This is a genomic window from Oceanicella sp. SM1341 (assembly GCF_003448965.1).
Taxonomy (GTDB): domain Bacteria; phylum Pseudomonadota; class Alphaproteobacteria; order Rhodobacterales; family Rhodobacteraceae; genus Paroceanicella.
Map to the genome: position 1 here is coordinate 1 of NZ_QRGC01000007.1, position 25,064 is coordinate 25,064.

Below are 25,064 nucleotides of genomic sequence, written 5' to 3' on the forward strand. Positions count from 1 at the left end.
GTGCCGCGCGGCGGCAGCGCCGCGGCCGGGGCTCGCGCCGGGCCCCGGGGGCGGAAGAGCCGGGGCCCGGGCGCAAGCCGGCGCGGTGTCTGCCCCCCGCCGGCGAGAGCGGCTCAGGGGGCAGACCGCGGGGTCAGTCCAGCGCCTTGTCGGTGATCGCGTGGGTCCAGGCGCCCTCGGGCTCCTTCGTGATCACCGGGTCGGAGCCGCCGGAGAGCAGGCTTTCCACCGTGCGCTCGTAATCGGCCTCGTCGAGCGCGCCGTTCGAGCCGGCGGTGAGCTTGGCGACCTCCTTCATCATCCGCACCTGGTGCTCCTCGGTCTGGGCGCCGGTGGCGTCATTGTCGAGCACGATGCCGGCGGCCTCCTCCGGGTTCTCCTCGGCCCATTTCCAGCCCTTCATCGAGGCGCGCACGAAGCGGACCATCTTGTCGACGAAGGCGGGGTCCTCGAGCTTGTCCTCCATCACGTAGAGCCCGTCCTCCAGCGTGGCGACGCCGAGGTCCTCGTACTTGAAGACGGTGAGCTCGTCCGGGGTGAGGCCGGCGTCGATCACCTGCCAGTACTCGTTGTAGGTCATGGTGGAGATGCAGGCGGCCTGCTTCTGCAGCAGCGGGTCGACGTTGAAGCCCTGCTTGAGCACGGTGACGCCCTCGGGGCCGCCGTCGGTCGGGAGGCCGAGCTTGGCCATCCAGCTCAGGAACGGGTACTCGTTGCCGAAGAACCACACGCCCAGGGTCTGGCCGGGGAAATCCTCGGGTGAGGTGACGCCGCTGTCGTTGCGGCAGGTGAGCTCCATGCCGGAACTCTTGAACGGCTGGGCGATGTTGACCAGCGGCAGGCCCTTCTCGCGGCTGGCGAGGGCGGAGGGCATCCAGTCGATCACCACGTCGGCGCCGCCGCCGGCGATCACCTGGGCGGGGGCGATGTCCGGCCCGCCGGGCTTGATCTCGACGTCGAGGTCCTCCTCCTCGTAGAAGCCCTGGTCGAGGGCGACGTAGTAGCCGGCGAACTGGGCCTGGGTGACCCACTTGAGCTGGAGCGTCACCTCGTCGGCGGCCTGGGCGCCGAGGGCGGAGACGGCCGCGAGGGCCGCGCCTGCCAGTAGTTTCTTCATGTGTCTCTCCTGTTGAACATCTGCACCCGGAGCCCTTATCCCCTCTGGCTCGGGTGCCAGAACGTGGCCGCCTTCTCGATGAGCGATACCACACCATAGAACGCGGAACCGGCCAAGGCCGCCACCGCGATTTCGGCCCAGACCGTGTCGAGCGCCAGCCGCCCCACCTCGGTGGAAATGCGAAAGCCCATGCCCACGGTGGGCGTGCCGAAGAACTCCGCCACGATGGCGCCGATCAGCGCCAGGGTGGAGCAGATCTTCAGCGCGTTGAAGATGAACGGCGCCGCGGCCGGCAGGCGCAGCTTCACCAGCGTCTGCCACCAGCTCGCGGCATAGGTGCGCATCAGGTCGTGCTGGATACGGTCGGCGGCGCGCAGCCCCTCCACCGTGTTCACCAGCATGGGGAAGAAGGTCATCGCCACCACCACGGCCGCCTTGGACTGCCAGTCGAAGCCGAACCACATCACCATGATGGGCGCGAGCCCGACGATGGGCAGCGCCGCGGCGAGATTGCCCAGCGGCAGCAGGCCGCGCTGCAGGAAGGGCGAGCGGTCGATGGCGATGGCGCAGAGGAAGGCCGCACCGCAGCCGAGCACGTAGCCGGTGAGGGCGGCGCGCAGGAAGGTCTGCACGAAATCGGCCCAGAGCATCGGGCCGGAGGAGATCAGCGCCGCCCAGATGGCCGAGGGCGGCGGCAGGATGACCGGCGGCACGCCGAGGCCGCGTGTCACCCCCTCCCAGAGCATCAGCACCGCGGCGCCGAAGAGCACCGGCACCACCAGCCGAACCGCCCGCGACGGGTGGCGCGCCAGCACCACGTTGAGCGCCCATGCGGCGAGCCAGAAGGCCAGCGCGAAGAGGAGGATGCCGCTCATGCCGGGGCCTCCGTGGGGAAGGGGGGTGCCGGGAGGACGGGTCGGCGCGACGATGTGGGCCTGCGGTCGGGGCGGGCGCAGAGGGCGCGCCCAGTGCCCGCGGGGCCCCGGGGCAGGCCCGGGGCAGCGGAGTGTGGGGCGGGTATGGAGGTGCTTCGGCGCCGGGAGGCGGCGGCGAGGGCACGCTCTGTGCCCGCGAGGTCCCGGGGCAGGCCCGGGACAGCGGGGCGCGGGCGGGGGGCGTGGCGAGGGGTCATGTCGCCATCCCCATGCGCTTGAGCACCAGGCGCTGCACGAGGCCGATGAGGCCGACGAGCGCCCCGGCGCAGACCGCGGCGCCGACGAGCGCCGACCAGATGATCAGCGTCTGCCCGTAGTAGCTGCCCGAGAGCATGCGCGAGCCGAAGCCGCCCTGCGCCCCGGTGGGCAGCTCGCCGATGATCGCGCCCACGAGGGCGATGGCCACCGCCACCTTCAGCGAGGTGAAGAGATAGGGCATGGAGGCGGGCAGGCGCAGCTTGCCGAACACCTGGGTGCGGCTGGCACTCCAGGTGTGGAGCTGGTCGAGCTGCATCCGGTCGGGGCTGCGCAGCCCCTTCACCATGCCCACGACCACGGGGAAGAAGCTCAGGTAGGCCGAGATCGCCGCCTTCGCCACCAGCCCCTGCACGCCGATGTTGTAGAGCACCACGATGATCATCGGCGCCACGGCGAGGATCGGCACGGTCTGCGAGGCGATGATCCAGGGCATCACCGAGAGGTCCATCACCCGGCTGTGCACGATGCCCACCGCGAGCAGGATGCCCAGGGCCGCTCCCATGGCGAAGCCCGCGAAGGTGGCCGAGAGCGTCACCCAGGCGTGCCAGACCAGGCTGCGCTTCGAGGTGATGCGCATCTCGGCGGTGGTGTGCCAGACCTCGGCGGCGATCTGGTGCGGGGCGGGCAGCAGCGGCTTCTCCTGCGCCCAGGTGTCGGCCACGAGCGCGGTGAAGCTGAGCTCGGTGCCCGCGCGCTCGGCCCGGTCGCGCGCCCAGGGGGCGTTGAGCACCACGGCGAAGGCGTACCAGAGCGCGACGAAAACCACGAGCACGGTGAGCACGGGGACGACGCATTTCACAGCAGCACCCAGGTTCGCCCGTCACGAGTCGCCCGGCCCGTGTCCCGCAGAGACTGCGCCGCCCATCGCATGTCGTATTGCCAAGTGTAGAAGAGATCACCGGAGGCACGCAGGTCCTCGCTGTGGTCGCGCCAGATTATCTTCGCCACATCGACTACGCTTCCGCGTCCGCCGAGCTCCGTCAGCGCCTGAGCAACCCATGTCACAAGATCGGTCTTGGTAGCCATGTCCGCCTCCCGTGCGCGCTCAGTCATAGCCGTGCCCCGCGCGCAGCCCGTCGCGCACCCGGCGGGCGAGGGCGAGGAACTCCGGGCTCTCGCGGATGTCGAGCGGGCGCTCGGCCGGCAGGTCGCTCTCGATCACGTCGATGATCCGGCCCGGGCGCGGCGACATCACCACGATCTTCGTGGAGAGATACACCGCCTCGGGGATGGAATGGGTGACGAAGCCGATGGTCTTGCCGGTGCGGCGCCACAGGCCGAGCAGCTCCTCGTTGAGCTTGTCGCGCACGATCTCGTCGAGCGCGCCGAAGGGCTCGTCCATCAGCAGGATGTCGGCGTCGAAGGAGAGCGCGCGCGCGATGGAGGCGCGCTGCTGCATGCCGCCCGAGAGCTGCCAGGGGTATTTCTTCTCGAACCCGGTGAGCTCGACCAGCTCGAGGACGCGGGCCACGCGGGCGGCGTGCTCGGCGCGCGGGATGCCCATGATCTCCAGCGGCAGGCGGATGTTGCCGCCGATGGTCCGCCAGGGGTAGAGGCCGGCGGCCTGGAACACGTAGCCATAGGCGCGGGCGCGGCGGGCCTCGGCCGGGCTCATGCCGTTCACGGTGATCTCGCCGCCGGTGGGCTGCTCGAGGTCGGCCACCACGCGCAGGAAGGTGGTCTTGCCGCAGCCCGAGGGCCCGATGAAGGACACGAAATCGCCGCGCTGCACGGAAAGGTTCACGTCCTTCAGCGCGTGCACCGGGCCGTCGGCGGTCCGGAAGGTGAGGTCGAGGCCCCTGGCCTGGATGACTTGGCTGCTCACGCGGGTCTCTCGCAGGTTGCGGAATGCTCAGGGCCGCGGGCGCGGCCCCGGGGGGCAGAGGGGGCGGTGGGCCGCCCCTTCAGGCACGGGCGCGTGACGCCCGATGCCGGGTTCCGGGCGTCAGACGCCCGAGGGGATGTTCTGCGGGTCGCGCGCGATCTTGCGCGGTGTGGTGAGCTCCTTCCACTTCGACAGCGCCTTGTGGGCGGAGGGGAAGGGCGGCCGCGGGATGAACTTGCCCCGGCCCGGCTGCGGCTGGCTGTTCTGGCCATGTGCCCAGACCACGTCACCGCGCGAGAGGGTGTAGCGCGGCTGCGCGCTCACCTCGAACCCCTCGAAGACGTTGTAGTCGATGATCGATTTCTGGCTCGCCGCGGTGATGGTGCGCGAGAGTTTCGGGTCCCACACCACGATATCGGCGTCGGCGCCCTCCACGATCGCGCCCTTGCGCGGGTAGACGTTGAGGATCTTGGCGATGTTGGTGGAGGTGACGGCGACGAATTCCTCCGGCGTGAGCCGCCCGGTCTCCACGCCTTGCGTCCAGAGCACCGCCAGCCGGTCCTCCACGCCGCCGGTGCCGTTGGGAATCGAGGGGAAGCCAGAGAGCCCGAAGCGCTTCTGCTCGGTGGTGAAGGCGCAATGGTCGGTGGCCACCACCTGCAGCGAGCCGGACTGCAGGCCCGCCCAGAGGCTCTGCTGGTGGTCCTTCGAGCGGAAGGGCGGCGACATCACCCGGCGGGCGGCATAGTCCCAGTCGCGGTTGAAATACTCGCCCTCGTCGAGGGTGAGATGCTGGATGAGCGGCTCGCCGTACACCCGCATGCCCTTCTGGCGCGCGCGGCGGATGGCCTCGTGGCTCTGCTCGCAGCTCACGTGCACCACGTAGAGCGGCACGCCGGCGGCATCGGCGATCATGATGGCGCGGTTGGTCGCCTCGCCCTCCACCTCCGGGGGCCGGGAATAGGCGTGGCCCTCGGGGCCGGTGAGCCCCTCCGCCATGTACTTCTCCTGCAGCGCGGCCACGATGTCGCCGTTCTCCGCATGCACCAGCGGCAGGGCGCCCAGCTCGGCGCAGCGCTTGAAGGAGGCGAACATCTCGTCGTCCTCCACCATCAGCGCGCCCTTGTAGGCCATGAAGTGCTTGAAGGTGTTCACCCCCATCTTCACCGCCTGCTCCATCTCCGCGAAGATGGTCTCGTTCCAGCCGGTGACGGCCATGTGGTAGCCGATGTCGACGCTGATCTGCGGGGCGGACTTGCGGTGCCAGTCGTTGATCGCGTTCACGAGGGAGCCGTCGGGCCCGGGCAGGCAGAAATCCACCAGCATGGTGGTGCCGCCGGCGGCCGCGGCGAAGGTGCCGCTCTCGAAGGTCTCGGCCGCGGTGGTGCCCATGAAGGGCATCTCGAGATGCGTGTGCGGGTCGATGCCGCCGGGGATGACATAGGCGCCCTCGGCGTCGATGTACTCGTCGCCCTTCAGGTCGGGCCCGATCTCGCGGATGGTCTCGCCGTCCACCAGCACGTCCGCCTTGTACGAGCGGTCCGCGGTGACGATGGTGCCGTTCTTGATGACTTTGGTCATGCGTGTCTCCCTGTCGGCGCGGCTCACGCGCCCTCTGCTGGCGGCGGGGTCGGGGCGTCGGTGCGCTGCCAGATGGTTCCGCCGGTGTCGGTGTAGGTGATGATGTCGAGCGGGAACCCGTCTGCCGAGACCGAGCGCCGCTGGGTGGTGTTGACGGCCGGAGCACTTGCCGAGGGCGCCACGGAGATGCGGGCGCGGGTCAAGCCCGCCCAGACGCCGCCCTCCAACCGCCCGGTGGTGCTGGCCTCGAGCGTGAGCGGTGTCCTGCCCCGGAGCATGGAGGCCTTCGAGCTGCAGGGTTCCGTGGTGAAGCTGCAGTCATGCGGCTTGTAGATTTCGAGGTCGCCGGAGAAGTCGCTGAGCGCGAGCAGTCGTCCCTCGCTGTCGACGGTCGAAACCGACCACGCCAGTAGGGCATGTCCGTCGAGCGCTGCAGGGGCGGTGCGGCCGATCCGCATCGCGATCGCGTGCAGGGCCTCTCGCTCGGCCTCGGGCGCGGAGGCCGGATCCTCCCCGATGTCCTTCCAGGCCAGCAGGTTGACGACGCCATCGCCGCCCCCGATCACCTCGAGCCAGACCGGGCCCAGGTCGGTGAGGCTGCCGTCCGGGGCGATGGTCGCAAACCGGTAGCTGGCGAGCTGGCCCTCGCGCAGGTTCGCGACGGCGGCGGAAATGTCGCTCACGCCCGGCCGGGCCTCGGGCAGCACGACAGGGGCCTGCGGCGCCTCCTGCGCGCAGGCGCCGAGCAGCAGCAGCGCGGCAAGGGCCCCGCGCGCGGTGCCAAAGAGGGCGGGCAGGCGGGTCATGGTCCTTCTCTCCGCATCACGAGCTCGTAAGTCCGGGTTTTCTCGGCATAGTCGAGCGGAAAGCCATCCTCGGAGAAGGACACGGCCTCGGCCATGAAAGGGATGAACAGTCCTCCCGTCTCCGGATCGGGATTCATGTTCCCCCGGAAATCCACGTCTTCCCAGAACCCGTGCCAGACGCCCTCCGCGAAGCGCCACTTCGGGTCGATGGTGGCTTGGGCGTCCAGCATGCCGGAATCGCGGAACTCGGCCTGCGTCACGCAACCGAGGTCTTCGAAACGGCAATCATGCGGGCTGAAGAGGCGGTTGAAGTCACCCTCCGGCTGGTGCGTGCGCAGCCGGTGACCCTCGTGGTCGAACACTTCCTCGCGCAGCAGCGAGGACTGACGGCCATCCGGCCAGATCCGCCCATCGGCACCATTCTCGTCCTCGGGGATGTCGAGTAGCCAGAACCGCAGGGTGATCTCGCGGTCGGTGACCTCCGCAACCTCGAGGCGCAAAGTGCCGACGGCATCCACGCCGCCGGCCTCTATCCGGTAGTCCGCCGTCTGCCCCGCGCGCAGGTTCGCCATCGCCGCGCCTGCGTCCCGCACCCCTGGCCGGAGGGCGGGACGTTGGTCCGCCGCCCCGGCAGGCGCAGAGCCGCCCTGCCGGGAGACAGCGGGGCCGGCCCCGCAGGCGGCCAGCAGCAGGAGCGCGGCGAGGCCGGGCTTCACCCCACGATCTCCGCGGTCTCGACCACGGCGTGCATCAGCACGTTGGCGCCGGCGGCGGCCCAGTCCTTGGTGATGTTCTCGTCCTCGTTGTGGGAAAGACCGCCCTCGCAGGGGCAGAACACCATCGCGGTGGGCGCGACGCGGTTGATCCAGCAGGCGTCGTGGCCCGCGCCCGAGACCATGTCGCGGTGGCTGAAGCCCAGCCGCTCGGCCGCGCCGCGCAGGGCGGCGACGCAGGTCTCGTCGAAGGTCACGGGGTCGAAATGGCCCACCGGCTCGATGGCGATGCCGAGGCCCAGCTCGGCCGCGATCTTCGGCGCCTCCGCCTCGAGCCGCGCGCGCATGGCGTCGAGCTTGCCCTGGTCGGGGGAGCGGAAGTCCACCGTGAACACCGCCTTGCCGGGGATCACGTTGCGCGAGTTGGGGTAGACATTCGCCTGGCCGATGGCGCCCACCGCGTCGGGCTGGGCCTCCATCGCGATGGTGTGGACGAGCTCGGTGATGCGCGCCATGCCGAGGCCCGCGTTCACCCGCATGTTCATCGGGGTGGAGCCGGTGTGGGCGTCCTTGCCGGTGAGGGTGACCTCGAGCCACCACAGGCCCTGGCCATGGGTGACGATGCCGATGTCCTTGCCCTCGGCCTCCAGGATCGGGCCCTGCTCGATATGCAGCTCGAAGAAGGCCTTCATCTTGCGCGCGCCCACTTCCTCCTCGCCTTTCCAGCCGATGCGCTCCAGCTCGTCGCCGAAGCGCTTGCCCTCGGCGTCGACCCGGTCATAGGCCCAGTCCTGCGCGTGGAGCCCGGCGAAGACACCGGAGGCGAGCATGGCAGGCGCGAAGCGCGCGCCTTCCTCGTTGGTCCAGTTCGTCACCACGATCGGGTGTTTCGTGCGGATGCCGAGGTCGTTGAGCGAGCGGATCACCTCCAGCGCGCCGAGCACGCCGAGCACGCCGTCATAGCGCCCGCCGGTGGGCTGGGTGTCGAGATGCGAGCCCACGTAGACCGGCAGCGCCTCGGGGTCGGTGCCCTCGCGGCGGGCGAACATGGTGCCCATCTGGTCCACGCCCATGGTCATGCCGGCGGCCTCGCACCACGCCTGGAACAGCGCGCGGCCCTCGGCATCGGCGTCGGTCAGCGTCTGGCGGTTGGAGCCGCCGCGCAGGCCGGGGCCGATCTGCGCCATCGCATCGAGGCTCTCCCACAGGCGGTCGGCGTTCACGGTGAGGTTCTTGCCCGGAGCGGTCATGCCTCTCAGTCCTTCTTCTTCAGTTCGAGCTCGATGAAGCTCATCGGCTCGGTTCCCTCGTTGATCACGTTGTGCTCGGCGCCCTCGCAGCCGCGGTAGACACGGCCGGCCGGGCTGTGGTTCTGGCGGGTGCCGCCGCCCACTTCCTCCACCAGCATCGGGCAGGGGGTCATGGTGGTCACCACGTAGTTCATCCCGTGCACGTGCCAGCCGGTCTCGCCGCCCGGGGGAAAGTCCCAGCGCGTGACGACCATGTCGGCATCGTCGAGAAGCACGGTGGGGGTGGCCTGCGGGCGGTCGGTCATCTGGTATCCTTCGGGAAGGCTGGCTGGGAGGAGGCGCCGCTCGCGCGGCGCGGGAACATCCGCGAGGGAGCCACCGCCCGGGCCGCCGCGGAAGACCGCGCGGCCCCTGGGGCACGCGGGGCGGTCTGGCTGGGCAGGCTGCGGGCGACCATGGCTCTCTCCTGGGGCGGCGCACGGGGGCTCCGCCGGCTGTTGGACGGAAAAAACGCTATCACAGCACCCCGGGGCGTCAAGGAATTGTTGACCATGCGGTCAAACTGGCGGAGTCTGCCCGTAAAGAGTGCAGGGGAGACCAGGTGCATGACTGAATCCGCGCCAGACCCGGCCGTGAGGGCCAAGACACGCATCCAGCGCGAGAACGAGGAGAAAATCCTCGAGGCGGCGCTGGAGGTGTTTTCCGCCGAGGGGTTCCGCGGCAGCACCATCGACAGGATTGCCCAGGAAGCGGGAATGTCCAAGCCCAACCTGCTGTATTATTTCCGCTCGAAGGAGGAAATCTACCGCGCGGTGCTCGATGCCACGCTCGACGGCTGGCTCGACCCGCTGCGCCGCATCGACCCCGCGGGCGAGCCGCTCGACGAGATCCGCGCCTACCTGCGCCGCAAGCTGGAGATGTCGCGGGAGAACCCGCGCGCCTCGCGGCTCTTCGCCAACGAGGTGATCCGCGGCGCGCCGCTGATCATGGAGGAGCTCACCGGCACGCTGCGTGAGCTGGTGGAGGAGAAGGCCGCGGTGCTGGAGGGCTGGATCGCCGAGGGCCGCATGGCGCCGGTCGAGCCCCGCCACCTGCTCTTCGCCATCTGGGCCACCACCCAGCATTACGCCGATTTCCAGGTGCAGGTGCAGGCTGTGCTCTCGGCCGACGAAGGCGCTGCCATCGACGGCGCCCAGGCCTTCCTCGACACGCTGTTCCTGCGCGCCCTCGCGCCGCGCTGAGCGGCGGCGCCTGTCCTCGCGCCTGGGCACGCAGCCCCGGGTCGTGCCATGTCTGCGCCGGCGGGAGGCGCCGAGCCGGCCTCCGTCGGCGGCGGGCCGTGGGGCGATCGCGGGGGGTGCCATCCCCCCATCTCCCGCAGGGCCGCCTTCGGGGTCAGGCGCGCATAAGCACCAGCAGGGCCGCCACGGTGGCCAGCACGCCGGGCAGCACCTGTGGCGCCACCCAGCCGTGGCCGAGGGCGCCCTCCCACACCATCACGAAGCTGGGCACCAGGTAGGTGTAGGCCATCACCTTGGCGCTGGGCAGGCGCAGGGCGGCGAACTGCAGCAGGTAGAAGGTCACGGCTGTGGTGAACACCGCCGTGTAGAGGATCGCCACCCAGACCGTGCCGGGCAGGGCGGTGAAATCGGTCTCTCCGAGGCTCGGCAGCGCATAGGCCCCGATGAGCAGCGCGCCGGCGGCCAGCGTGCCGAAGCTGAAGGCCAGCAGCGGCTCGCCCCGCCCCAGCCTGCGCACCAGCGGCGTGTAGAGCGCGTGCGCGATGCAGCCGATGAAGTAGATCCACTCGCCCCGGCCGATCTCCAGCCGCATCAGCGCGTCCAGATCGCCGCGGAAGATCACCCAGAGCGCGCCGCCCGCCGCAAGCGCCAGCGACAGCGCCATCAGCGGCGTGGTGACCTGGCGCAGCAGCAGCCAGCCGAAGAGGGCCGACATCACCGGCGTGAGGGTGAAGACCGCGCCGGTCGATACCGGGTCGGTGATCTGCAGGGCGCGGAACATCAGCACGAAGTAGAGGCCCAGCAGCCCGCCCAGGATGAGATGCCGCCAGGGAGCGGCGAAGGCCTCGCGCCGCATCGCGCCCGCGCGCAGCGCCAGCCCGCCCATCACCCCGGTGGCGATGGCGAAGCGGATGGCGTTCAGCGCGGCGGGGTCGATGAAGGGCGCGGCCATGCCGCCGAGGCTGAACGAGCCGGAGACGAGCATGGCGAACATCAGCATCGCCGCGTGGCCGCGCAGCGCGTCCCGGGGGAGTGAGGACATGGGAAGCCTTTCGAGCAGGGTCTTGCCCGCCCTTCTGGCACGCCGTGGCGCCGGAGGCAAAGCCTGCGCGCGCCATCCGCCCCGCGGCGCGCGGGCGCGCCCGGTGGCAGGCGGGGGGCGGGGGGCAGGGCATCGCGCCGGAGGCGCGTACCTGCAAGCGCCGGAGGCGCGTACCTGCAAGCGCCGGAGGCGCGTACCTGCAAGTGCCGGAGGCGCGTACCTGCATGCACCGGAGGCGCACAAGTGCAAGCGCCGGAGGCATGTCCGGGCGAGGCAGAGTTGCTGCGGTTGCCGCGGGGGCGGGCGAGCAGGCTGGCGCGCGGGCCCTTGCGCCAGCCCGGCGATCACCCGCGGCCTTAAGGGCCCGTTAACCTGAATCGCGGCCAAGTCCTGCCATGGTGGCTCATTCCTACACAGTGGCCTTCGAAGGCACCGAGGCGCGCGAGGTCGACGTGCAATGCGCGCTCTCCGGCGGGCTGCCGGCCTTTCAGGTCGTCGGCCTGCCGGACAAGGCGGTGGCCGAGAGCCGGGAGCGGGTGCGCGCGGCACTGAGCGGGCTCGGCCTCTCGCTGCCCTCGCGGCGCATCGTGATCAACCTCGCGCCCGCCGACCTGCCCAAGGCGGGCTCGCATTTCGACCTGCCGATCGCGCTCAGCCTGCTCGCGGCGATGGAGGTGATCCCGGCCGATGAATGCGCCCGCTACGTGGCGATGGGCGAGCTCACGCTTGATGCGCGGCTGAACCCGGTGGTGGGCGCGCTGCCCGCGGCGGTGGCGGCGGCGAGCCTCGAGAAGGGCCTGATCTGCCCGGCGCAGAGCGGGCCGGAGGCCGCGCTGGTGGGCGAGCTGGAGATCCTCGCGCCGCCCTGCCTGCTCTCGCTGCTCAACCATTTTTCCGGCAAGGCGCCGCTCACCCCGCCCGAGCCCGCCCGGCCGGAAGACGCACCGCCCGGCCGTGTCGACCTCGCGCAGGTGAAGGGCCACGAGATGGCCCGCCGCGCGCTCGAGGTGGCGGCGGCCGGCGGGCACAACCTCATCATGGTCGGGCCGCCGGGGGCCGGGAAATCGATGCTGGCGAAATGCCTGCCCGGCCTGCTGCCGCCGCTCTCGGCGCGCGAGGCGCTGGAGGTGAGCATGATCGCCTCCGTCGCGGGCGACCTGCGCAGCGGCAAGGTGAGCCGCCAGCGCCCGTTCCGCGACCCCGCGCCGGGCGCCTCGCACGCCGCCCTCACCGGCGGCGGGCGCGGCGCGCTGCCCGGCGAGGTGAGCCGGGCGCACAACGGGGTGCTGTTCCTCGACGAACTGCCCGAGTTCTCCTCCCGCGTGCTCGAGAGCCTGCGCCAGCCGCTGGAGACCGGCGAGGTGACCGTGGCGCGCGCCGACGCGCACGTGACCTACCCCGCGCGCGTGCAGCTCGTGGCCGCGATGAACCCCTGCCGCTGCGGCTGGCTGTCTGACGCGGCCCGCGCCTGCGGCCGGGCGCCCAACTGCGCGCGGGACTACCAGGCCCGTATCTCCGGCCCGCTGCTCGACCGCATCGACATCAGGCTCGACCTGCCGCTGGTCTCCATCGCCGAGATGGCTGCAGCCCCCACTGGCGAAGCTTCCGCCGTGGTGGCGCGCCGCGTGGCCCGTGCCCGCGCCCGGCAGGTGGCCCGCTACGGCCCCGCCGGCCCGCGCTGCAACGCCGAGGCCGGCCCGCAATACCTCGAGGATGTCTCCGAGCTGCCCGAGCCGGCCCGCGCGCTCCTCCAGCTCGCGGCCGACAAGCTCAATCTCACCGGCCGCGGCGTGACCCGGGTGATGCGCGTCGCCCGCACCATAGCCGACCTCGCCGGCGAGGAGCGCATCGCCCGCGGCCATCTCGCCGAGGCGCTGAGCTACCGGCAGTCCATCGGCGCGCGCTGAGGGCCGCGCCGGCGCAGGCCCCTCGGGGCCGCGCTTTCTGTCGGGTGATGCCCTCCTCCCGGGTGCCGCGCTTGCGGTCAGTCAATGCCGCCTCCGGGCTCCTTGCGGCAGTTCAACCGCGCCTGGGGGCGCCAGAGCCCCCCGATGCCTTCCGGGCGTCGCCTCGATGCCAGGATCGGCCCGCCCGCTGCTCAGAGAAATCCTGTGCGTCGGGTGCCTGTGCGGGCCGGGCGGCCCGTCGCGCGGTGAGCCCCTACGCCGGGTGCGGGTCGGAGCCGGACCTCGCCGATCCTCACCTGCCGGCATGTCCCGCCCGCAAACGGGCGTCGCCCCGGGTGGCGGCACTGATATGCCGGATCCCGTCCGCGCACGATGTCGGTCTGCGCGGCGGAACGATGTGCGGCAAGGTCCAATCCTGACGCCGGGCATCGGGAAGGGCAGGGAGCCTGCGCGCGGGGCGTTGCCGGGCAGGGCGCCGCTCGGCGCCAGGACCGCTTCCCCGTCATGCCCCCGGCAGGGCCCGGAGGCGCCCGCGCGCGGCGCAGGGGAAGGTGCCGCGACGGGCCCCCCTCCGCCCGATGCCGGTCGGCAGCAGGGGGAGCCCGTGGCCGCGTTCCCGGCAGGGGCGTTCAGCCGGGGGCGCCGCTCGGGTCGGGGCCGCAGTACATGTCGTAGAGCAGGTGAATGAGCCGGGCGGCGCGGGGGTCCTCGAGCCGGTAGAGGATCGACTTGCCCTCGCGGCGATGCGCCACCATGCCCTCGCGCCGCAGCCGGGCGAGCTGCTGCGAGACCGCGGCCTGCCGCGTGCCGAGCAGGGCCTCCAGCTCGGTCACCGATTTCTCGCCGGCCGCGAGATGGCACAGGATCATCAGCCGGCCCTCGTGGGCCAGCGCCTTCAGCAGCAGTGCCGCCTCGCGGGCGCTGCGGGCCATCTCCTCCTCGGTGATCGCGGGGGGCGCGAGCTGTTGCATGCTGACCTTCCACTGCCGGCGATTGCCGGCCTGATCCCTTCATGTAGGGGGACGGGGGGGGGCGGGGCAAGCGCGCGCCCCTCGCACAGCCCCGCTCGGCGTGCTATCGGGAGGGCGATTGCGAGGAGGCGACGATGCAAAAGACCCCGATTTCCGTTCTCGGCGCGGCCGGCCGCATGGGCCGCATGCTGGTGGCCGCGGTGGACGAGCACCCGGAGGCCGAGCTCTGCGGCGTCACCGCCCGGCCCGGGCACGAATGGGTGGGGCGCGACCTCGGCGAATGCCTCGGCGGCGCGCCGCGCGGGCTCATCGTCTCCGACGACCCGCTGGAGGTGCTGGCCCGCTCGCGCGCCACCATCGATTTCACCAGCCCCACCGCCACGCTGGCCCATGCCGCCCTCGCAGCCCAGGCCCGCGCGGTGCACGTGATCGGCACCACCGGCATCGGGGAGGCCGAGCTGCCGCGCCTCGCCGCCGCCGCGCGCCACGCCACCATCGTGCGCGCCGGCAACATGTCGCTCGGGGTGAACGTGCTCACGCTGCTCACGAAGCGGCTCGCCGCGGCGCTGGACGCGGATTTCGACATCGAGATCGTCGAGATGCACCACCGCCACAAGGTCGACGCCCCCTCCGGCACCGCGCTGATGCTGGGCGAGGCGGCGGCCGAGGGCCGGGGCGTGGAGCTCGGCCAGGTCTCCGACAGCGGGCGCGACGGGCAGACCGGTGCGCGCCGGCGCGGCGACATCGGCTTCGCCGCCCTGCGCGGCGGCGACGTGGTGGGCGAGCACGAGGTGATCTTCGCGGGGCTGGGCGAGCGCATCGCCCTGCGCCACATCGCCTCCGACCGGATGATCTTCGCCCGCGGCGCGGTGAAGGCCGCGCTCTGGGGGCTCGACAAACAGCCCGGCGAGTACACGATGATCGACGTGCTCGGCCTCGCCTGAGCCCGCCCGCCGGCGCCTCAGCTCCAGGCGAGCGCGGTGCCGGCGATCACCAGCAGGCAGCCTGCGAGCTCGCGCCCGCTCACCTGCTCGCCGAAGACGAGGCTGGTGACGGCGGCGATCAGCACCACCTCGATGCCGAGGATGGCGATGTAGATCAGGCCCAGCCGCTCGTGGCGCAGCGCCACGATCTCGAGCGCCACCGCCACCAGCAGCGCCAGCGCGATCACCGGGGCGAGCAGGGCGGGCGGGCCGCTGGACCAGAACTTCATCGCCACCATCGACACGGTATAGGCCACGGCCGAGCCGCAGGCGATCGCGAGCAGCAGGAGGGAGGACGGCGGCGCCGCTTCGGGAGACATCGGGAAACCTCGCACCGGGCGGAATGCCCGTGCTCCTCAGTGCCGGGCTGCGGGCGCCTGCGCAGTGCTGTTGCGCACAGCGCGATGGGCGAGCGTTTCTTATGGAATATTATATTTTCAAATACTTATTTTGAACTCCTGCCACAGATTCTCGGAAACTTAATTCATCCGAGCTGCGCGCTGAGGGCCGCGCCCGACCCTGGGTGGGCGCCGCCACGCCCGTGGTCAGCGGTTTATCGTGAAAGCCCCGGACGACGGCTGATCGGCAAGCGACATCGCCATCGCGCCCTCCCGGGGGGAGGGTCGGGCGCGGCCCGGGCTGGTCGCCCGGGCGGAAGGGGTGAGCGGGGCGCTTTGCGGGACAGGGCCTGCCTGCGCGGCCCCGGCCAACTCACGCAGACAGGCGTCTCGCGGCAGGCGTGGTCTGGCGCGGCGGAAGACCGGGGCGCTCGCCGGTCCTCCGCCGGGAAAGGCGCTTTGGTGGCGAGCCTTCCGGGGGTGGTCCGGGCCGCGGTCTCAGTGGGCGGCGGCCCAGTTCGGGCCTGAGCCGGCGTCGACCACGAGCGGCACGTCGAGATGCACCGCCGGGTGGCTCGCGCCCTCCATCACCGCGCGCACGGTGGAGATCGTGTCTTCCACCGCCGCCTCGGGCACCTCGAAGAGGAGCTCGTCATGCACCTGCAGCAGCATGCGGGCCGGCAGGCGGGCGGCCTCGAGCGCGGCCGGCACGCGGATCATCGCGCGGCGGATCACGTCGGCCGCCGCCCCCTGGATCGGGGCGTTGATCGCGGCGCGTTTCGCGAAGCCGGCGCCGGGGCCCTTGGCGTTGATCTCCGGCGTGTGGATGCGACGGCCGAAGAGGGTCTCGACGTAACCCCTTGCTTTCGCCCCCTCCACGGTGCTGTCCATGTAGTCGCGGATGCCGGGGAACTTCTCGAAATAGCGGTCGATGAAGGCCTGGGCCTCGGCGCGCGGAATGCGCAGGTTGTTCGACAGCCCGAAGGCCGAGATGCCGTAGATGACCCCGAAGTTGATCGCCTTCGCCTGGCGGCGGATCATCGGGTCCATGCCCTCAATGGGCACGCCGAACATCTCGGAGGCGGTCATCGCGTGGATGTCGAGCCCGTCGCGGAACGCCTGTTTCAGCGCCTCGATGCCGGCCACCTCGGCGAGGATGCGCAGCTCGATCTGGCTGTAGTCGAGGCTCACGATCAGGTTGCCCGGCTCGGCGATGAAGGCCTCGCGGATCTGCCGGCCCTCCTCGGAGCGCACGGGGATGTTCTGCAGGTTCGGGTCGGTGGAGGCGAGGCGGCCGGTGGTGGTGGCCGCGAGGCTGAAGGAGGTGTGCACCCGGCCGGTCTCGGCGTTGATATGGGTGGGCAGGGCGTCGGTGTAGGTGGACTTCAGCTTCGACATCTGCCGCCAGTCGAGCACGCGGGCGGGCAGCTCGTGGCCCTCGGCGGCCAGCGTCTCCAGCACGTCGGCGCCGGTGCCCCAGGCGCCGGCCTTGCCCTTCTTGCCGCCGGGCAGCTCCATGCGCTCGAAGAGGATCTCGCCGAGCTGCTTGGGGGAGCCTACGTTGAACGCCCCGCCGGCGAGCTCGTGGATCTCCGCCTCCAGCCCGGCCATGCGCTGGGCGAAGCTGTTGGACATGCGGCTGAGGTGGTCGCGGTCCACCTTGATGCCCTCCATCTCCATGCGCGCCAGCACCGGCACCAGCGGGCGTTCCAGCGTCTCGTAGACGGTGGTGAGCCGGTCCCGCACCAGCCGCGGCTTGAGGTGCTGCCACAGGCGCAGGGTGATGTCGGCGTCCTCCGCCGCGTAGGGGGTCGCGGCGGCGATCGGCACCTGGTCGAAGCTGATGGCGGACTTGCCGGTGCCCAGCAGCGACTTGATCGGGATGGGCTTGTGGCCCAGGTGGCGCTCGGAGAGCGCGTCCATGCCGTGGCCGCCGAGGCCGGAATCGAGCGCGTAGGAGATCAGCATCGTGTCGTCGATGGGGGAGACGTTCACGCCGGCGCGGGCGAGCACCTTCAGGTCATACTTGAGGTTCTGGCCGATCTTCAGGATCGCCTCGTCCTCCAGGATGTCGCGCAGCAGGGCGAGCGCCGCCTCGCGGTCCATCTGGCCGGGGGCGGGGCTGCGCGCGCCCAGCAGGTCGCCCGTGCCCTCCACGTGGCCCAGCGGGATGTAGCAGGCCGAGCCTGCCTCCACGCACAGCGACACGCCCACCAGCTCGGCCACCATCTCGTCGAGCGAGGTGGTCTCGGTGTCCACCGCCACCCGGCCGCGCTCGCGCGCCAGCGCGCACCACTCCTGCAGCGTGGCGGCATCGCTCACGGTCACGTAGCCGGCGGGGTCGATGGGGGGCGGCGCATCGGCCTCGGCCTGCGGGGCGGGGGTGGCGGCGGGGGCCGCGGGCGCCTCGGTGATCACCGGCGCCTCGACGCCCAGCTTGCCCGCGGCGCGGTTCGCCAGCGTGCGGAACTCCATCCGGGCGAGGAAGTCGATGAGCATCTGCGGGTCCGGCTCGCGCAGGGCGAGGGCGCCTATCGGCTCCTCCAGCGGCACGTCGCGCATCAGCGTCACCAGCCGGCGCGACACGCGGATCTGCTCGGCGAAGTCGATCAGCGTCTGGCGGCGCTTGGGCTGCTTGATCTCTTCCGCCCGGGCCAGCAGCGTGTCGAGGTCGCCGTATTCGTTGATCAGCAGCGCCGCGGTCTTGATGCCGATGCCGGGCGCGCCGGGGACATTGTCCACCGAGTCGCCCGCCAGCGCCTGCACGTCGATCACCCGCTCGGGGCCGACACCGAATTTCTCCACCACCTCCTCGGCGGTGATGCGGCGGTTCTTCATGCCGTCGAGCATCGAGACACTGTCATCGACGAGCTGCATCAGGTCCTTGTCCGACGAGATGATCGTCACCTTCGCGCCCGCCGCCGTGGCCTGGGCGGCATAGGTGGCGATGATGTCGTCGGCCTCAAAGCCGTCCATCTCGATGCAGGGCAGGTTGAAGGCGCGCGTCGCGTCGCGGATCAGCGGGAACTGCGGCACCAGGTCTTCCGGCGCGGGCGGGCGCTGGGCCTTGTACTCGGGGTAGATCTCGTTGCGGAAGGTCTTGGAGGAATAGTCGAAGATCACCGCCACATGGGTCGGCGCGTCCTCGCCCTTCGCGTCTTCCACCAGCTTGAAGATCATGTTGCAGAAGCCCGAGACCGCGCCCACCGGCAGCCCGTCGGACTTGCGGGTGAGCGGCGGCAGCGCGTGGTAGGCGCGGAAGATGAAGCCGGAGCCGTCGATCAGGTGCAGGTGGTCGCCGGGGCCGATGCCGAGGCCGGTGCCCCCCGGGGCCGCATCCGTGCTGGTGTCGCTCATTGAGGGGTCTCCGTATTCGGGGGTGCCGCGGGCTCGGGCCTCTCGCGGGCAGTCAGGGCAGTTCGGATGGGCGCAGGGCCCTCTCGCCCTCCCCGGGGGGAGAGGGCGCGGGCAGGCCGCGGTGCGCTCCGGCCGGGGCCGGGGCGGCTCAGTGCTCGTCGACCGAACCGGGCTTGAGCACGAATTTCTTGTCGCAATAGGGGCATTCGACGAACCCGGTCTCCGGCGGGATCGTCAGCCAGACCCGGGGGTGGCCGGTGGCCGGCCCGCCGCCGTCGCAGGCGATGCGGCTCTTGGTGACTTCCTGGGTTTCGGGTGCCTCGATTGTCATGCGCAGGGTCTCCGGGTCTGGTCGCGGCGTTGACCGCTCAAGGTGGCGCATGATAGCGATCCCGCGCCGCGCGGCAAGGCGCGATCGGCCGGCCGGGCCCGGCCGGGCCGCTCCGCGACGCCGCTGCAACAGATGCGAAGGGAACACCATCATGCCGCAGAATGCCATCGAACTGCGCGGCCTGCGCAAGGTCTACCCCGGCACCGGCGGCGCGCCGGACAAGGAGGCGCTGAAAAGCCTCGACCTCGACATTCCCGCGGGCTCGGTCTTCGGCCTGCTGGGGCCGAACGGAGCGGGGAAATCCACCACGATCAACATCATGGCGGGCCTGGTGCGCAAGTCCGCCGGCTCGGTGAAGATCTGGGGCTTCGACCAGGACGTGAACCCGCGCCAGAGCCGGGCCGCCATCGGCGTGGTGCCCCAGGAGCTCAACATCGACCCGTTCTTCAGCCCGCGCGCGGCGCTGGAGCTGCAGGCCGGGCTCTACGGCGTGCCGGCGCGCGAGCGGCGCACCGAGAGCATCCTCAAGTCGGTCGGGCTGCTCGACAAGGCCGATTCCTATGCCCGCACGCTCTCGGGCGGCATGCGGCGCCGGCTGCTGGTGGCCAAGGCGCTGGTGCACGCGCCCCAGGTGCTGGTGCTCGACGAGCCCACCGCGGGCGTGGACATCGAGCTGCGCCAGATGCTGTGGGATTACGTGCGCGAGCTCAACGACGCCGGCACCACCATCATCCTCACCACCCATTATCTCGAGGAAGCCGAGCAGATGTGCGACCGCATCGGCATCATCGCCGACGGGACGCTGGTGGCGAACGAGGAGAAATCGGCGCTGATCGGGCGGATGGACACCAAGACGCTGGTCATCACCCCCGAGCGCCCGGCCGCCGTGCCCGCCGACCTCCCCGAGGGCCTGCGCGCCGCCCTGCGCCCCGACGGCCGCCTCGCGCTGAGCTACTCGCGCACCGCGATGAGTGCCGGCCGCGTGCTCGACACCGTGCGCGCCGCCGGCATCACCATCGCCGACGTGGCGAGCGAGGAGCCCAACCTCGAGGACATCTTCGTGGCGCTCACCTCGACGAAGGCGCCCGAGGGCGGGCCGGCCCCGCTCGGCAAGGCCTCCTGAAGCGGGGGGGTGGAACGGGGCGTCCCGAAACGCGAAGGGGCGGCCGCGGGGCCGCCCCTTTTCGTCTGCGCCGTGCTTCAGTCGAGCGCTTCGAGCATCCGGCCCAGCGAGCGGCCGCCGAGCACGTGGACGTGCAGGTGCGGCACTTCCTGGTGGCCGTGCGCGCCGGTGTTGGAGATCAGCCGGTAGCCCTTGCCCCCGCCTGCGGGGGAGACCTCCATCATCCGGCACACCTCGCCCACGGCGCGGGAGAAATCGAGGATCTCGGCGTCGGAGGCTTCCGCGGTGAAATGGTCGTAGCTCACGTAGGCGCCCTTCGGGATCACCAGCACGTGGCAGGGCGCCTGCGGGCCGATGTCGTGGAAGGCGAGGGAATGCTCGGTTTCCAGCACGGTCTTGTTGGGGATCTCGCCGCGCAGGATGCGGGCGAAGATGTTCTGGTCGTCGTAGGCGTAAGGCATCGGGCCTCCTCCGGGGGGTTGGCGAGTCGGGCGCCAGAATGCCCGCGGCGCCCGGCGGCGTCACGCCCGGAAATGCCCCGCGCGCCGGGGGGGTTGACGCGGCCGCCGCGCTGAGGATGGTGAGCGCGGGGGCCGGCCTGCGCCCCCGCTGGAAACCCGCTGCCGGAGGGCCCGCATGACCGCCACGATCGACGCGCACAGGATCGTCTATTTCCCGATCCCGAAGGTGGCGAGCACCTCGCTCAAGCATGTCTTCCACGTGGCCAACACCGGCCGCGCCCCGGATGAGGGCGAGGAGAAGGTGAAGGCGCATGGCGAGGGCTACCAGTCGACCCGCTTCCACCGGGTGGAGCTGGGCCGGTTCGACGGCTGGACGAAGCTCGCCGTGGTGCGCGACCCGATCAAGCGCATCATCTCCGCCTACACCAACCGGGTGCTGCAGCGGAAGGTGCTCTCGGAGAAGCACGTGAGCCCGGCCGCGGCCGAGGCGCTGGACGTGCCGCTCAACCCCAGCCTGCGCCAGTTCGTGTTCAAGATCGACCAGTACCGCGCGCTCTCCGCCCCGATCCGCAACCACACCGACCCGACGGCGAGCTTCCTCGGCCCCGATCTCGGCTGGTTCGACCGTATCTATCGGCTGGAAGAGCTCGACGAGATGGTGGGCGAGCTCTCCCGTCGCACCGGCATCGCCCTCACCCTGCCCGAACGCATGGTGAGCGAGAAGAAGATCGACTTCGCCGATCTCCCCGCCGGCGTGCAGCGCGGCCTGCGCGAATACTGCGCCGCCGACTACGGCTTCCTGAAGGACTACTATCCCCCGCGCTGAGCCCCGCCCGGCCGGGCCAGGGCGGGAGCGCGCCCCCGCGTGCGGGTGCCCCGCACGCGGCTTCTGCGGGCGAGGCCCGCAGAAGGGCAGCCGGAGACCGGCTGCCGGGCGCGCCGGCGCTCCGCTCCGATGCCGCGGCAGGATGGAGGGCGGGCCGGTCACCGCGGACCGGCGACCGTGGCGCTCGATCGGCAAGGGTTCGTGTGCCTCGCGCTGCCGTGGAGCATGCACCACACCCGGCGCGGTCCGGGCGCCCTCCACGGCCCGGCCCCGGCCCTGACGGGACCGCACAACGGCTCGGCGCATGTGCCGGGCCGAGTACCCGGCAGCTTCACTCGAAAGCGGAAGGGGCGCCACAAGGTCGCGCACCGGCCGGGCGACACCGGCGCAGCCGGTGCTTTTCCGAAGGGGGCTCGATGCCCCCGAGGAAAAGGCCATCGCCCGTCAGGGCCAGTCGGCGCCACGGTCCGGGCCGGCGCCCCGGGGCGCCGGGCCAGGCCAGCGCTCCGCCTGCTCGGCGGGCCCGACAGGGCCGGGCCCCGGACCTCGGGCGTTCATCCGGGATCAGCGCCCCGGGCGCCCGGCCAAGCTCGGCGCCCCAGGCGCCCCGTGAGGGTCCGCGCCTCAGGCGCTGAGGGCACCCCGCTCGGGGAACAGCGCGGCGATGCCGTCGGAGGTCGCGGGGCAGAGGCCGCGTTCGGTGACGAGGGCCGTCACGAGGCGGGCCGGGGTCACGTCGAAGGCGGGGTTGAAGCCCTCGCTGCCGTCGGGGGTGAGCTGCACCTCGGTGGTCTCGCCGTCTGCCGCGCGGCCGGCGATATGGGTCACCTCGCGGCCCGAGCGCTCCTCGATCGGGATCTCGGCGAGGCCGTCCTCCACCGTGAAGTCGATGGTGGGCGAGGGGAGGGCCACGTAGAAGGGCACGCCGTTGTCCGCCGCCGCCAGCGCCTTGAGGTAGGTGCCGATCTTGTTGCACACGTCGCCGCGCGCGGTGGTGCGGTCGGTGCCCACGATCACCATGTCCACCTCGCCGCGCTGCATCAGGTGGCCGCCGGCATTGTCGGTGATCACGTGGTGCGGCACGCCGTGGCGGCCCAGCTCCCAGGCGGTGAGGAAGGCGCCCTGGTTGCGCGGGCGGGTCTCGTCGACCCAGACATGCACCGGAAGGCCCGCGTCATGCGCCTTGTAGATCGGCGCCGTGGCGGTGCCCCAGTCCACCGTCGCCAGCCAGCCGGCGTTGCAATGGGTGAGGATGTTCACCGGCGCGCCGCCCTTGCGCGCGGAAATCTCGCGGATGATCGGCAGCCCGGCCTCGCCGATCGCCTCGTTGATCGCCACGTCCTCGTCGCAGATTTCGGCGGCGAGCCGGTAGGCTGCTCCCGGCCGGTCGCGCTCGGAGAGCGGCGCCAGCCGGGCGCGGCAGCGCTCCAGCGCCCAGCGCAGGTTGATGGCGGTGGGGCGGGTGGCGAGCAGCCGGTCATGGGCGGCGGCGAGGCTCGCGTCCGAGGCGTCGGCGCGCAGGGCCAGCGCCATGCCGTAGGCGGCCGTGGCGCCGATCAGCGGCGCGCCGCGCACCCACATGTCGCGGATCGCGGTGGCGGCGGCGTCGAGGTCGCGCAGGGTCACCACCTCGAAGGCGTGCGGGAAGCGGGTCTGGTCGAGGATGTCGACCCCCTCGCCGTCGGCGTTGAGCCAGATGGTGCGATAGGCGGTACCGTCGATCTTCATGGCGAACTCCCTCGGGCTGGCGGGCGGGGCAGGCGCCCCCTCTGCCGGGCTATGTAGACCCTGCACGCGCGCGGGGAAAGGGCACGGCCCCGGCCGAGGGGGAGGTTGACTCCGCCCCCGATGCGCTTATAAGGCCGCGATCCGCCACCTGTTGGGGTGGTGGCACTGCCGGCGCGCGAGGCCTCCGCAAGGGGGATCCTGTCGCCCCTCATGGGGAGGGGAAAGGAGGGCGCCTCATTTTGAACGTGAAAGGAGCCGCGACGTGACCAAACGTACGTCCGCGAAATACAAGATCGACCGCCGCATGGGCGAGAACATCTGGGGCCGTCCGAAGTCCCCGGTGAACCGCCGCGAGTACGGCCCGGGCCAGCACGGCCAGCGCCGCAAGTCCAAGCTGTCGGATTTCGGCACCCAGCTGCGCGCCAAGCAGAAGCTCAAGGGCTACTACGGCGACCTGACCGAGAAGCAGTTCCGCCGCATCTACGCCGACGCCGCGAAAACCCGTGGCGACACCGGTGAGGCGCTGGTGGGCTTCCTCGAGCGTCGCCTCGACGCCGTGGTCTACCGCGCGAAATTCGTGCCGACCATCTTCGCCGCCCGCCAGTTCGTGAACCACTGCCACGTGCTCGTGAACGGCCAGCGCGTCAACATCCCGTCCTACCGGGTGAAGGAAGGTGACGTCATCGAGGTGAAGCCTGCCTCCAAGCAGCTCGCCCTGGTGCTCGAGGCCGCCGCCTCCGCCGAGCGTGACACCCCCGAGTACCTCGAGGTGGACCACTCCAAGATGACCGCCACCTTCGTGCGCACCCCGGCCCTGTCGGACATCCCGTACCCGGTGCAGATGGAACCGAACCTCGTGGTCGAGTTCTACGCGAAGAACTGATCCGCACCCCGGATCAACCGAGATCAGGAAAGGCCGTGCCCCCCGGGGCGCGGCCTTTTTCGTTGTGGGCCGGGGGCCGGGGCCGGAGCCGGGCAAGCCCTGCGCCTGTACGCCCCGGGCCAGGCGCTGAGGGCCGCGCCCGACCCTGGGTGGGCGCAGCACGGCTTGTGGTCAGCGGTTTATCTCCAAAGCTCCGGACTCGGGCTGTGCGGTGCATGACATCGCCAGCGCGCCCTCCCGGGGGGAGGGTCGGGCGCGGCCCGGGCTGGTCGCCCGGGCGAGAGGGTCGGGCGCGGCGCCTCCGTCGGGGAGCAAGGGCTGGCGGCGGATGATCCCCTTGCTCGCCCGCCGCGCGCGGTGAACCGGCCCCGGAGGGCGAGCCGGACCTCGCGGAACACCGGCCGGGCGCCCGGGCCCGGCTGCCGCCCCACGGCATCGCTGCGGAGCCGCCGCGGCACGGCCGCCGGCTGATACCGCGGCCGCAAGCACCCCGGGGGATCAGGGCCCCGGCCTCGCGGCGCGGTGAGCGGTGCGGGGCTTGCATGTGGGCCGCGCGACGCCACATTAGGCGTTCCCCGTCACGTCAGGAGGCTCGCATGTTCTCGTTTCTGTCCCGCAAGCTCGAGATGCCCGACCCCGACAATGCGCTGCCCGGCCGCCCGGAGCCCATTCCCACCGCCGAGACGCATTTCCTCAACGGGCGCCCGCTGAAGGGCCCGTTCCCGGAAGGCCTCGAGCAGGCGATGTTCGGCATGGGATGTTTCTGGGGCGTGGAGCGCATGTTCTGGGGGCTCGAGGGTGTCTGGGTGACGGCCGTGGGCTACGCCGGCGGCTACACGCCCAACGCCACCTACCAGGAGGTCTGCTCCGGCGCCACGGGCCACAACGAGGTCGTCCTGGTGGTGTTCGACCCCGCCGTGACCTCCTACGAGGACCTCCTGCGGGTGTTCTGGGAGGGCCACGACCCCACGCAGGGCATGCGCCAGGGCAACGACACCGGCACGCAGTACCGCTCCGGCATCTACACCTTCTCCGACACCCAGGCCCAGCTCGCCGAGGCCAGCCGCGCGCAGTTCCAGCCCCGGCTCACCGCCGCCGGCTACGGGCCGATCACCACCGAGGTGCTGCCCGCCCCGGTGTTCTACTACGCCGAGGACTACCACCAGCAGTACCTCGCCAAGAACCCCGGCGGCTACTGCGGCATCGGCGGCACCGGCGTCACCTGCCCGGTGGGCGTGAGCGTCTGACACTCCGCAGCCCCGAAAGCCGCGCCGGCGCCTCCGGCGCGGCTTCTCGTTTCAGCAGCCGCCCGCGGCAAACCGGGCCGGCGGAGCATGTCCCCCGCCCGGCGGCCGCGCCCCCCGCGCGCGGCCGCCGCCCGCCGGCCG

Annotated in this window: 24 protein-coding genes; 7 read left to right on the forward strand and 17 right to left on the reverse strand. The window is 71.6% G+C overall.

Annotation, left to right across the window (positions count from 1 at the left end):
- Positions 1 to 133 precede the first annotated feature (133 nt).
- From D3P35_RS08545 to D3P35_RS08590, 10 genes are all read right to left on the reverse strand, one after another.
- Positions 134 to 1,117 (reverse strand): ABC transporter substrate-binding protein, encoded by a 984-nt coding sequence (locus D3P35_RS08545; RefSeq protein ID WP_118134299.1) that lies wholly within the window; start codon positions 1,115 to 1,117, stop codon positions 134 to 136.
- A gap of 35 nt (positions 1,118 to 1,152) precedes the next feature.
- Positions 1,153 to 1,992 carry an ABC transporter permease gene (locus D3P35_RS08550; protein WP_118134300.1) on the reverse strand — a complete coding sequence of 280 codons (840 nt, stop codon included), beginning with the start codon at positions 1,990 to 1,992 and terminating at the stop codon, positions 1,153 to 1,155.
- Between the two features lie 253 nt (positions 1,993 to 2,245).
- Complete coding sequence (locus tag D3P35_RS08555) at positions 2,246 to 3,109, reverse strand: ABC transporter permease (protein WP_118134301.1); 864 nt, start codon at positions 3,107 to 3,109, stop codon at positions 2,246 to 2,248.
- A complete protein-coding gene (locus D3P35_RS08560; RefSeq protein WP_118134302.1) occupies positions 3,106 to 3,336 on the reverse strand; it encodes a hypothetical protein in 231 nt (76 codons plus the stop codon). Before D3P35_RS08560 ends, D3P35_RS08555 begins: the two co-directional genes overlap by 4 nt.
- Positions 3,337 to 3,355: 19 nt before the next feature.
- Complete coding sequence (locus tag D3P35_RS08565) at positions 3,356 to 4,135, reverse strand: ABC transporter ATP-binding protein (RefSeq protein ID WP_198670516.1); 780 nt, start codon at positions 4,133 to 4,135, stop codon at positions 3,356 to 3,358.
- Positions 4,136 to 4,255: 120 nt separating this feature from the next.
- On the reverse strand, positions 4,256 to 5,716 hold the full coding sequence (gene hydA / locus D3P35_RS08570) for a dihydropyrimidinase (protein ID WP_118134303.1): 1,461 nt from the start codon (positions 5,714 to 5,716) through the stop codon (positions 4,256 to 4,258).
- 23 nt (positions 5,717 to 5,739) lie between these two features.
- On the reverse strand, positions 5,740 to 6,522 hold the full coding sequence (locus D3P35_RS08575) for a hypothetical protein (protein WP_118134304.1): 783 nt from the start codon (positions 6,520 to 6,522) through the stop codon (positions 5,740 to 5,742).
- Complete coding sequence (locus D3P35_RS08580) at positions 6,519 to 7,238, reverse strand: hypothetical protein (RefSeq protein WP_118134305.1); 720 nt, start codon at positions 7,236 to 7,238, stop codon at positions 6,519 to 6,521. The genes D3P35_RS08575 and D3P35_RS08580 overlap by 4 nt, the downstream gene beginning before the upstream one ends.
- The gene (locus D3P35_RS08585) at positions 7,235 to 8,485 is read right to left on the reverse strand and encodes a Zn-dependent hydrolase (RefSeq protein ID WP_118134306.1); all 1,251 of its coding nucleotides are present in this window, start codon (positions 8,483 to 8,485) and stop codon (positions 7,235 to 7,237) included. Before D3P35_RS08585 ends, D3P35_RS08580 begins: the two co-directional genes overlap by 4 nt.
- Before the next feature lie 5 nt (positions 8,486 to 8,490).
- A complete protein-coding gene (locus tag D3P35_RS08590; RefSeq protein ID WP_118134307.1) occupies positions 8,491 to 8,790 on the reverse strand; it encodes a cupin in 300 nt (99 codons plus the stop codon).
- Positions 8,791 to 9,090: 300 nt separating this feature from the next.
- Between D3P35_RS08590 and D3P35_RS08595 the strand changes: the two genes are divergently transcribed.
- A complete protein-coding gene (locus D3P35_RS08595; protein ID WP_118134308.1) occupies positions 9,091 to 9,726 on the forward strand; it encodes a TetR family transcriptional regulator C-terminal domain-containing protein in 636 nt (211 codons plus the stop codon).
- A 154-nt stretch (positions 9,727 to 9,880) separates the two neighbouring features.
- Here D3P35_RS08595 and D3P35_RS08600 read toward each other — a convergent pair whose 3' ends face one another.
- Positions 9,881 to 10,768, reverse strand: a complete 888-nt coding sequence (locus D3P35_RS08600) for a DMT family transporter (protein ID WP_118134309.1) — start codon at positions 10,766 to 10,768, stop codon at positions 9,881 to 9,883.
- 395 nt (positions 10,769 to 11,163) lie between these two features.
- Here D3P35_RS08600 and D3P35_RS08605 point away from each other — a divergent pair, with 395 nt between their 5' ends.
- Complete coding sequence (locus D3P35_RS08605) at positions 11,164 to 12,675, forward strand: YifB family Mg chelatase-like AAA ATPase (RefSeq protein ID WP_118134310.1); 1,512 nt, start codon at positions 11,164 to 11,166, stop codon at positions 12,673 to 12,675.
- Positions 12,676 to 13,304: 629 nt separating this feature from the next.
- Here the strand turns inward: D3P35_RS08605 and D3P35_RS08610 are convergent.
- Positions 13,305 to 13,646: a metalloregulator ArsR/SmtB family transcription factor gene (locus tag D3P35_RS08610; RefSeq protein WP_118134311.1), complete on the reverse strand. Its 342-nt coding sequence runs from the start codon at positions 13,644 to 13,646 to the stop codon at positions 13,305 to 13,307.
- 134 nt (positions 13,647 to 13,780) lie between these two features.
- On the opposite strand from D3P35_RS08610, the gene dapB reads away from it, so the two are divergent.
- A complete protein-coding gene (gene dapB, locus D3P35_RS08615; protein WP_118134312.1) occupies positions 13,781 to 14,590 on the forward strand; it encodes a 4-hydroxy-tetrahydrodipicolinate reductase in 810 nt (269 codons plus the stop codon).
- 17 nt (positions 14,591 to 14,607) lie between these two features.
- On the opposite strand, the gene D3P35_RS08620 is transcribed toward dapB, so the two are convergent.
- From D3P35_RS08620 to D3P35_RS08630, 3 genes are all read right to left on the reverse strand, one after another.
- Entirely contained in the window at positions 14,608 to 14,949 is a 342-nt protein-coding gene (locus tag D3P35_RS08620) for a hypothetical protein (RefSeq protein ID WP_232830435.1), read from the reverse strand.
- Between the two features lie 516 nt (positions 14,950 to 15,465).
- Positions 15,466 to 18,324 (reverse strand): DNA polymerase I, encoded by a 2,859-nt coding sequence (polA, locus tag D3P35_RS08625; RefSeq protein WP_118134313.1) that lies wholly within the window; start codon positions 18,322 to 18,324, stop codon positions 15,466 to 15,468.
- A 148-nt stretch (positions 18,325 to 18,472) separates the two neighbouring features.
- Positions 18,473 to 18,655: a zinc-finger domain-containing protein gene (locus D3P35_RS08630; RefSeq protein WP_118134314.1), complete on the reverse strand. Its 183-nt coding sequence runs from the start codon at positions 18,653 to 18,655 to the stop codon at positions 18,473 to 18,475.
- Between the two features lie 151 nt (positions 18,656 to 18,806).
- On the opposite strand from D3P35_RS08630, the gene D3P35_RS08635 reads away from it, so the two are divergent.
- Positions 18,807 to 19,778, forward strand: coding sequence for an ABC transporter ATP-binding protein (locus D3P35_RS08635; protein ID WP_118134315.1), 972 nt, complete (start codon positions 18,807 to 18,809; stop codon positions 19,776 to 19,778).
- Positions 19,779 to 19,855: 77 nt separating this feature from the next.
- On the opposite strand, the gene D3P35_RS08640 is transcribed toward D3P35_RS08635, so the two are convergent.
- Complete coding sequence (locus D3P35_RS08640) at positions 19,856 to 20,239, reverse strand: HIT domain-containing protein (RefSeq protein WP_118134316.1); 384 nt, start codon at positions 20,237 to 20,239, stop codon at positions 19,856 to 19,858.
- A 175-nt stretch (positions 20,240 to 20,414) separates the two neighbouring features.
- Here D3P35_RS08640 and D3P35_RS08645 point away from each other — a divergent pair, with 175 nt between their 5' ends.
- Entirely contained in the window at positions 20,415 to 21,065 is a 651-nt protein-coding gene (locus D3P35_RS08645; protein ID WP_118134317.1) for a sulfotransferase family 2 domain-containing protein, read from the forward strand.
- Positions 21,066 to 21,689: 624 nt separating this feature from the next.
- On the opposite strand, the gene mtnA is transcribed toward D3P35_RS08645, so the two are convergent.
- Entirely contained in the window at positions 21,690 to 22,793 is a 1,104-nt protein-coding gene (mtnA, locus tag D3P35_RS08650; protein ID WP_118134318.1) for an S-methyl-5-thioribose-1-phosphate isomerase, read from the reverse strand.
- A 262-nt stretch (positions 22,794 to 23,055) separates the two neighbouring features.
- Between mtnA and rpsD the strand changes: the two genes are divergently transcribed.
- Complete coding sequence (rpsD, locus tag D3P35_RS08655) at positions 23,056 to 23,676, forward strand: 30S ribosomal protein S4 (protein ID WP_118134319.1); 621 nt, start codon at positions 23,056 to 23,058, stop codon at positions 23,674 to 23,676.
- A gap of 596 nt (positions 23,677 to 24,272) precedes the next feature.
- Positions 24,273 to 24,923, forward strand: a complete 651-nt coding sequence (gene msrA / locus D3P35_RS08660; RefSeq protein ID WP_118134320.1) for a peptide-methionine (S)-S-oxide reductase MsrA — start codon at positions 24,273 to 24,275, stop codon at positions 24,921 to 24,923.
- Positions 24,924 to 25,064 lie beyond the last annotated feature (141 nt).

Excerpts from the sequence above, each read along its gene's own strand:
- mtnA (WP_118134318.1), bottom strand. The coding sequence starts at position 22,793 with ATGAAGATCGACGGTACCGCCTATCGCACCATCTGGCTCAACGCCGAC.
- hydA (WP_118134303.1), bottom strand. The coding sequence starts at position 5,716 with ATGACCAAAGTCATCAAGAACGGCACCATCGTCACCGCGGACCGCTCG.
- D3P35_RS08595 (WP_118134308.1), top strand. The coding sequence starts at position 9,091 with ATGACTGAATCCGCGCCAGACCCGGCCGTGAGGGCCAAGACACGCATC.
- D3P35_RS08645 (WP_118134317.1), top strand. The coding sequence starts at position 20,415 with ATGACCGCCACGATCGACGCGCACAGGATCGTCTATTTCCCGATCCCG.
- D3P35_RS08590 (WP_118134307.1), bottom strand. The coding sequence starts at position 8,790 with ATGACCGACCGCCCGCAGGCCACCCCCACCGTGCTTCTCGACGATGCC.
- msrA (WP_118134320.1), top strand. The coding sequence starts at position 24,273 with ATGTTCTCGTTTCTGTCCCGCAAGCTCGAGATGCCCGACCCCGACAAT.
- D3P35_RS08560 (WP_118134302.1), bottom strand. The coding sequence starts at position 3,336 with ATGGCTACCAAGACCGATCTTGTGACATGGGTTGCTCAGGCGCTGACG.
- polA (WP_118134313.1), bottom strand. The coding sequence starts at position 18,324 with ATGAGCGACACCAGCACGGATGCGGCCCCGGGGGGCACCGGCCTCGGC.
- D3P35_RS08630 (WP_118134314.1), bottom strand. The coding sequence starts at position 18,655 with ATGACAATCGAGGCACCCGAAACCCAGGAAGTCACCAAGAGCCGCATC.
- D3P35_RS08545 (WP_118134299.1), bottom strand. The coding sequence starts at position 1,117 with ATGAAGAAACTACTGGCAGGCGCGGCCCTCGCGGCCGTCTCCGCCCTC.
- D3P35_RS08610 (WP_118134311.1), bottom strand. The coding sequence starts at position 13,646 with ATGCAACAGCTCGCGCCCCCCGCGATCACCGAGGAGGAGATGGCCCGC.
- D3P35_RS08640 (WP_118134316.1), bottom strand. The coding sequence starts at position 20,239 with ATGCCTTACGCCTACGACGACCAGAACATCTTCGCCCGCATCCTGCGC.
- D3P35_RS08620 (WP_232830435.1), bottom strand. The coding sequence starts at position 14,949 with ATGTCTCCCGAAGCGGCGCCGCCGTCCTCCCTCCTGCTGCTCGCGATC.
- D3P35_RS08550 (WP_118134300.1), bottom strand. The coding sequence starts at position 1,992 with ATGAGCGGCATCCTCCTCTTCGCGCTGGCCTTCTGGCTCGCCGCATGG.
- D3P35_RS08605 (WP_118134310.1), top strand. The coding sequence starts at position 11,164 with ATGGTGGCTCATTCCTACACAGTGGCCTTCGAAGGCACCGAGGCGCGC.
- D3P35_RS08600 (WP_118134309.1), bottom strand. The coding sequence starts at position 10,768 with ATGTCCTCACTCCCCCGGGACGCGCTGCGCGGCCACGCGGCGATGCTG.
- D3P35_RS08585 (WP_118134306.1), bottom strand. The coding sequence starts at position 8,485 with ATGACCGCTCCGGGCAAGAACCTCACCGTGAACGCCGACCGCCTGTGG.
- D3P35_RS08635 (WP_118134315.1), top strand. The coding sequence starts at position 18,807 with ATGCCGCAGAATGCCATCGAACTGCGCGGCCTGCGCAAGGTCTACCCC.
- D3P35_RS08575 (WP_118134304.1), bottom strand. The coding sequence starts at position 6,522 with ATGACCCGCCTGCCCGCCCTCTTTGGCACCGCGCGCGGGGCCCTTGCC.
- dapB (WP_118134312.1), top strand. The coding sequence starts at position 13,781 with ATGCAAAAGACCCCGATTTCCGTTCTCGGCGCGGCCGGCCGCATGGGC.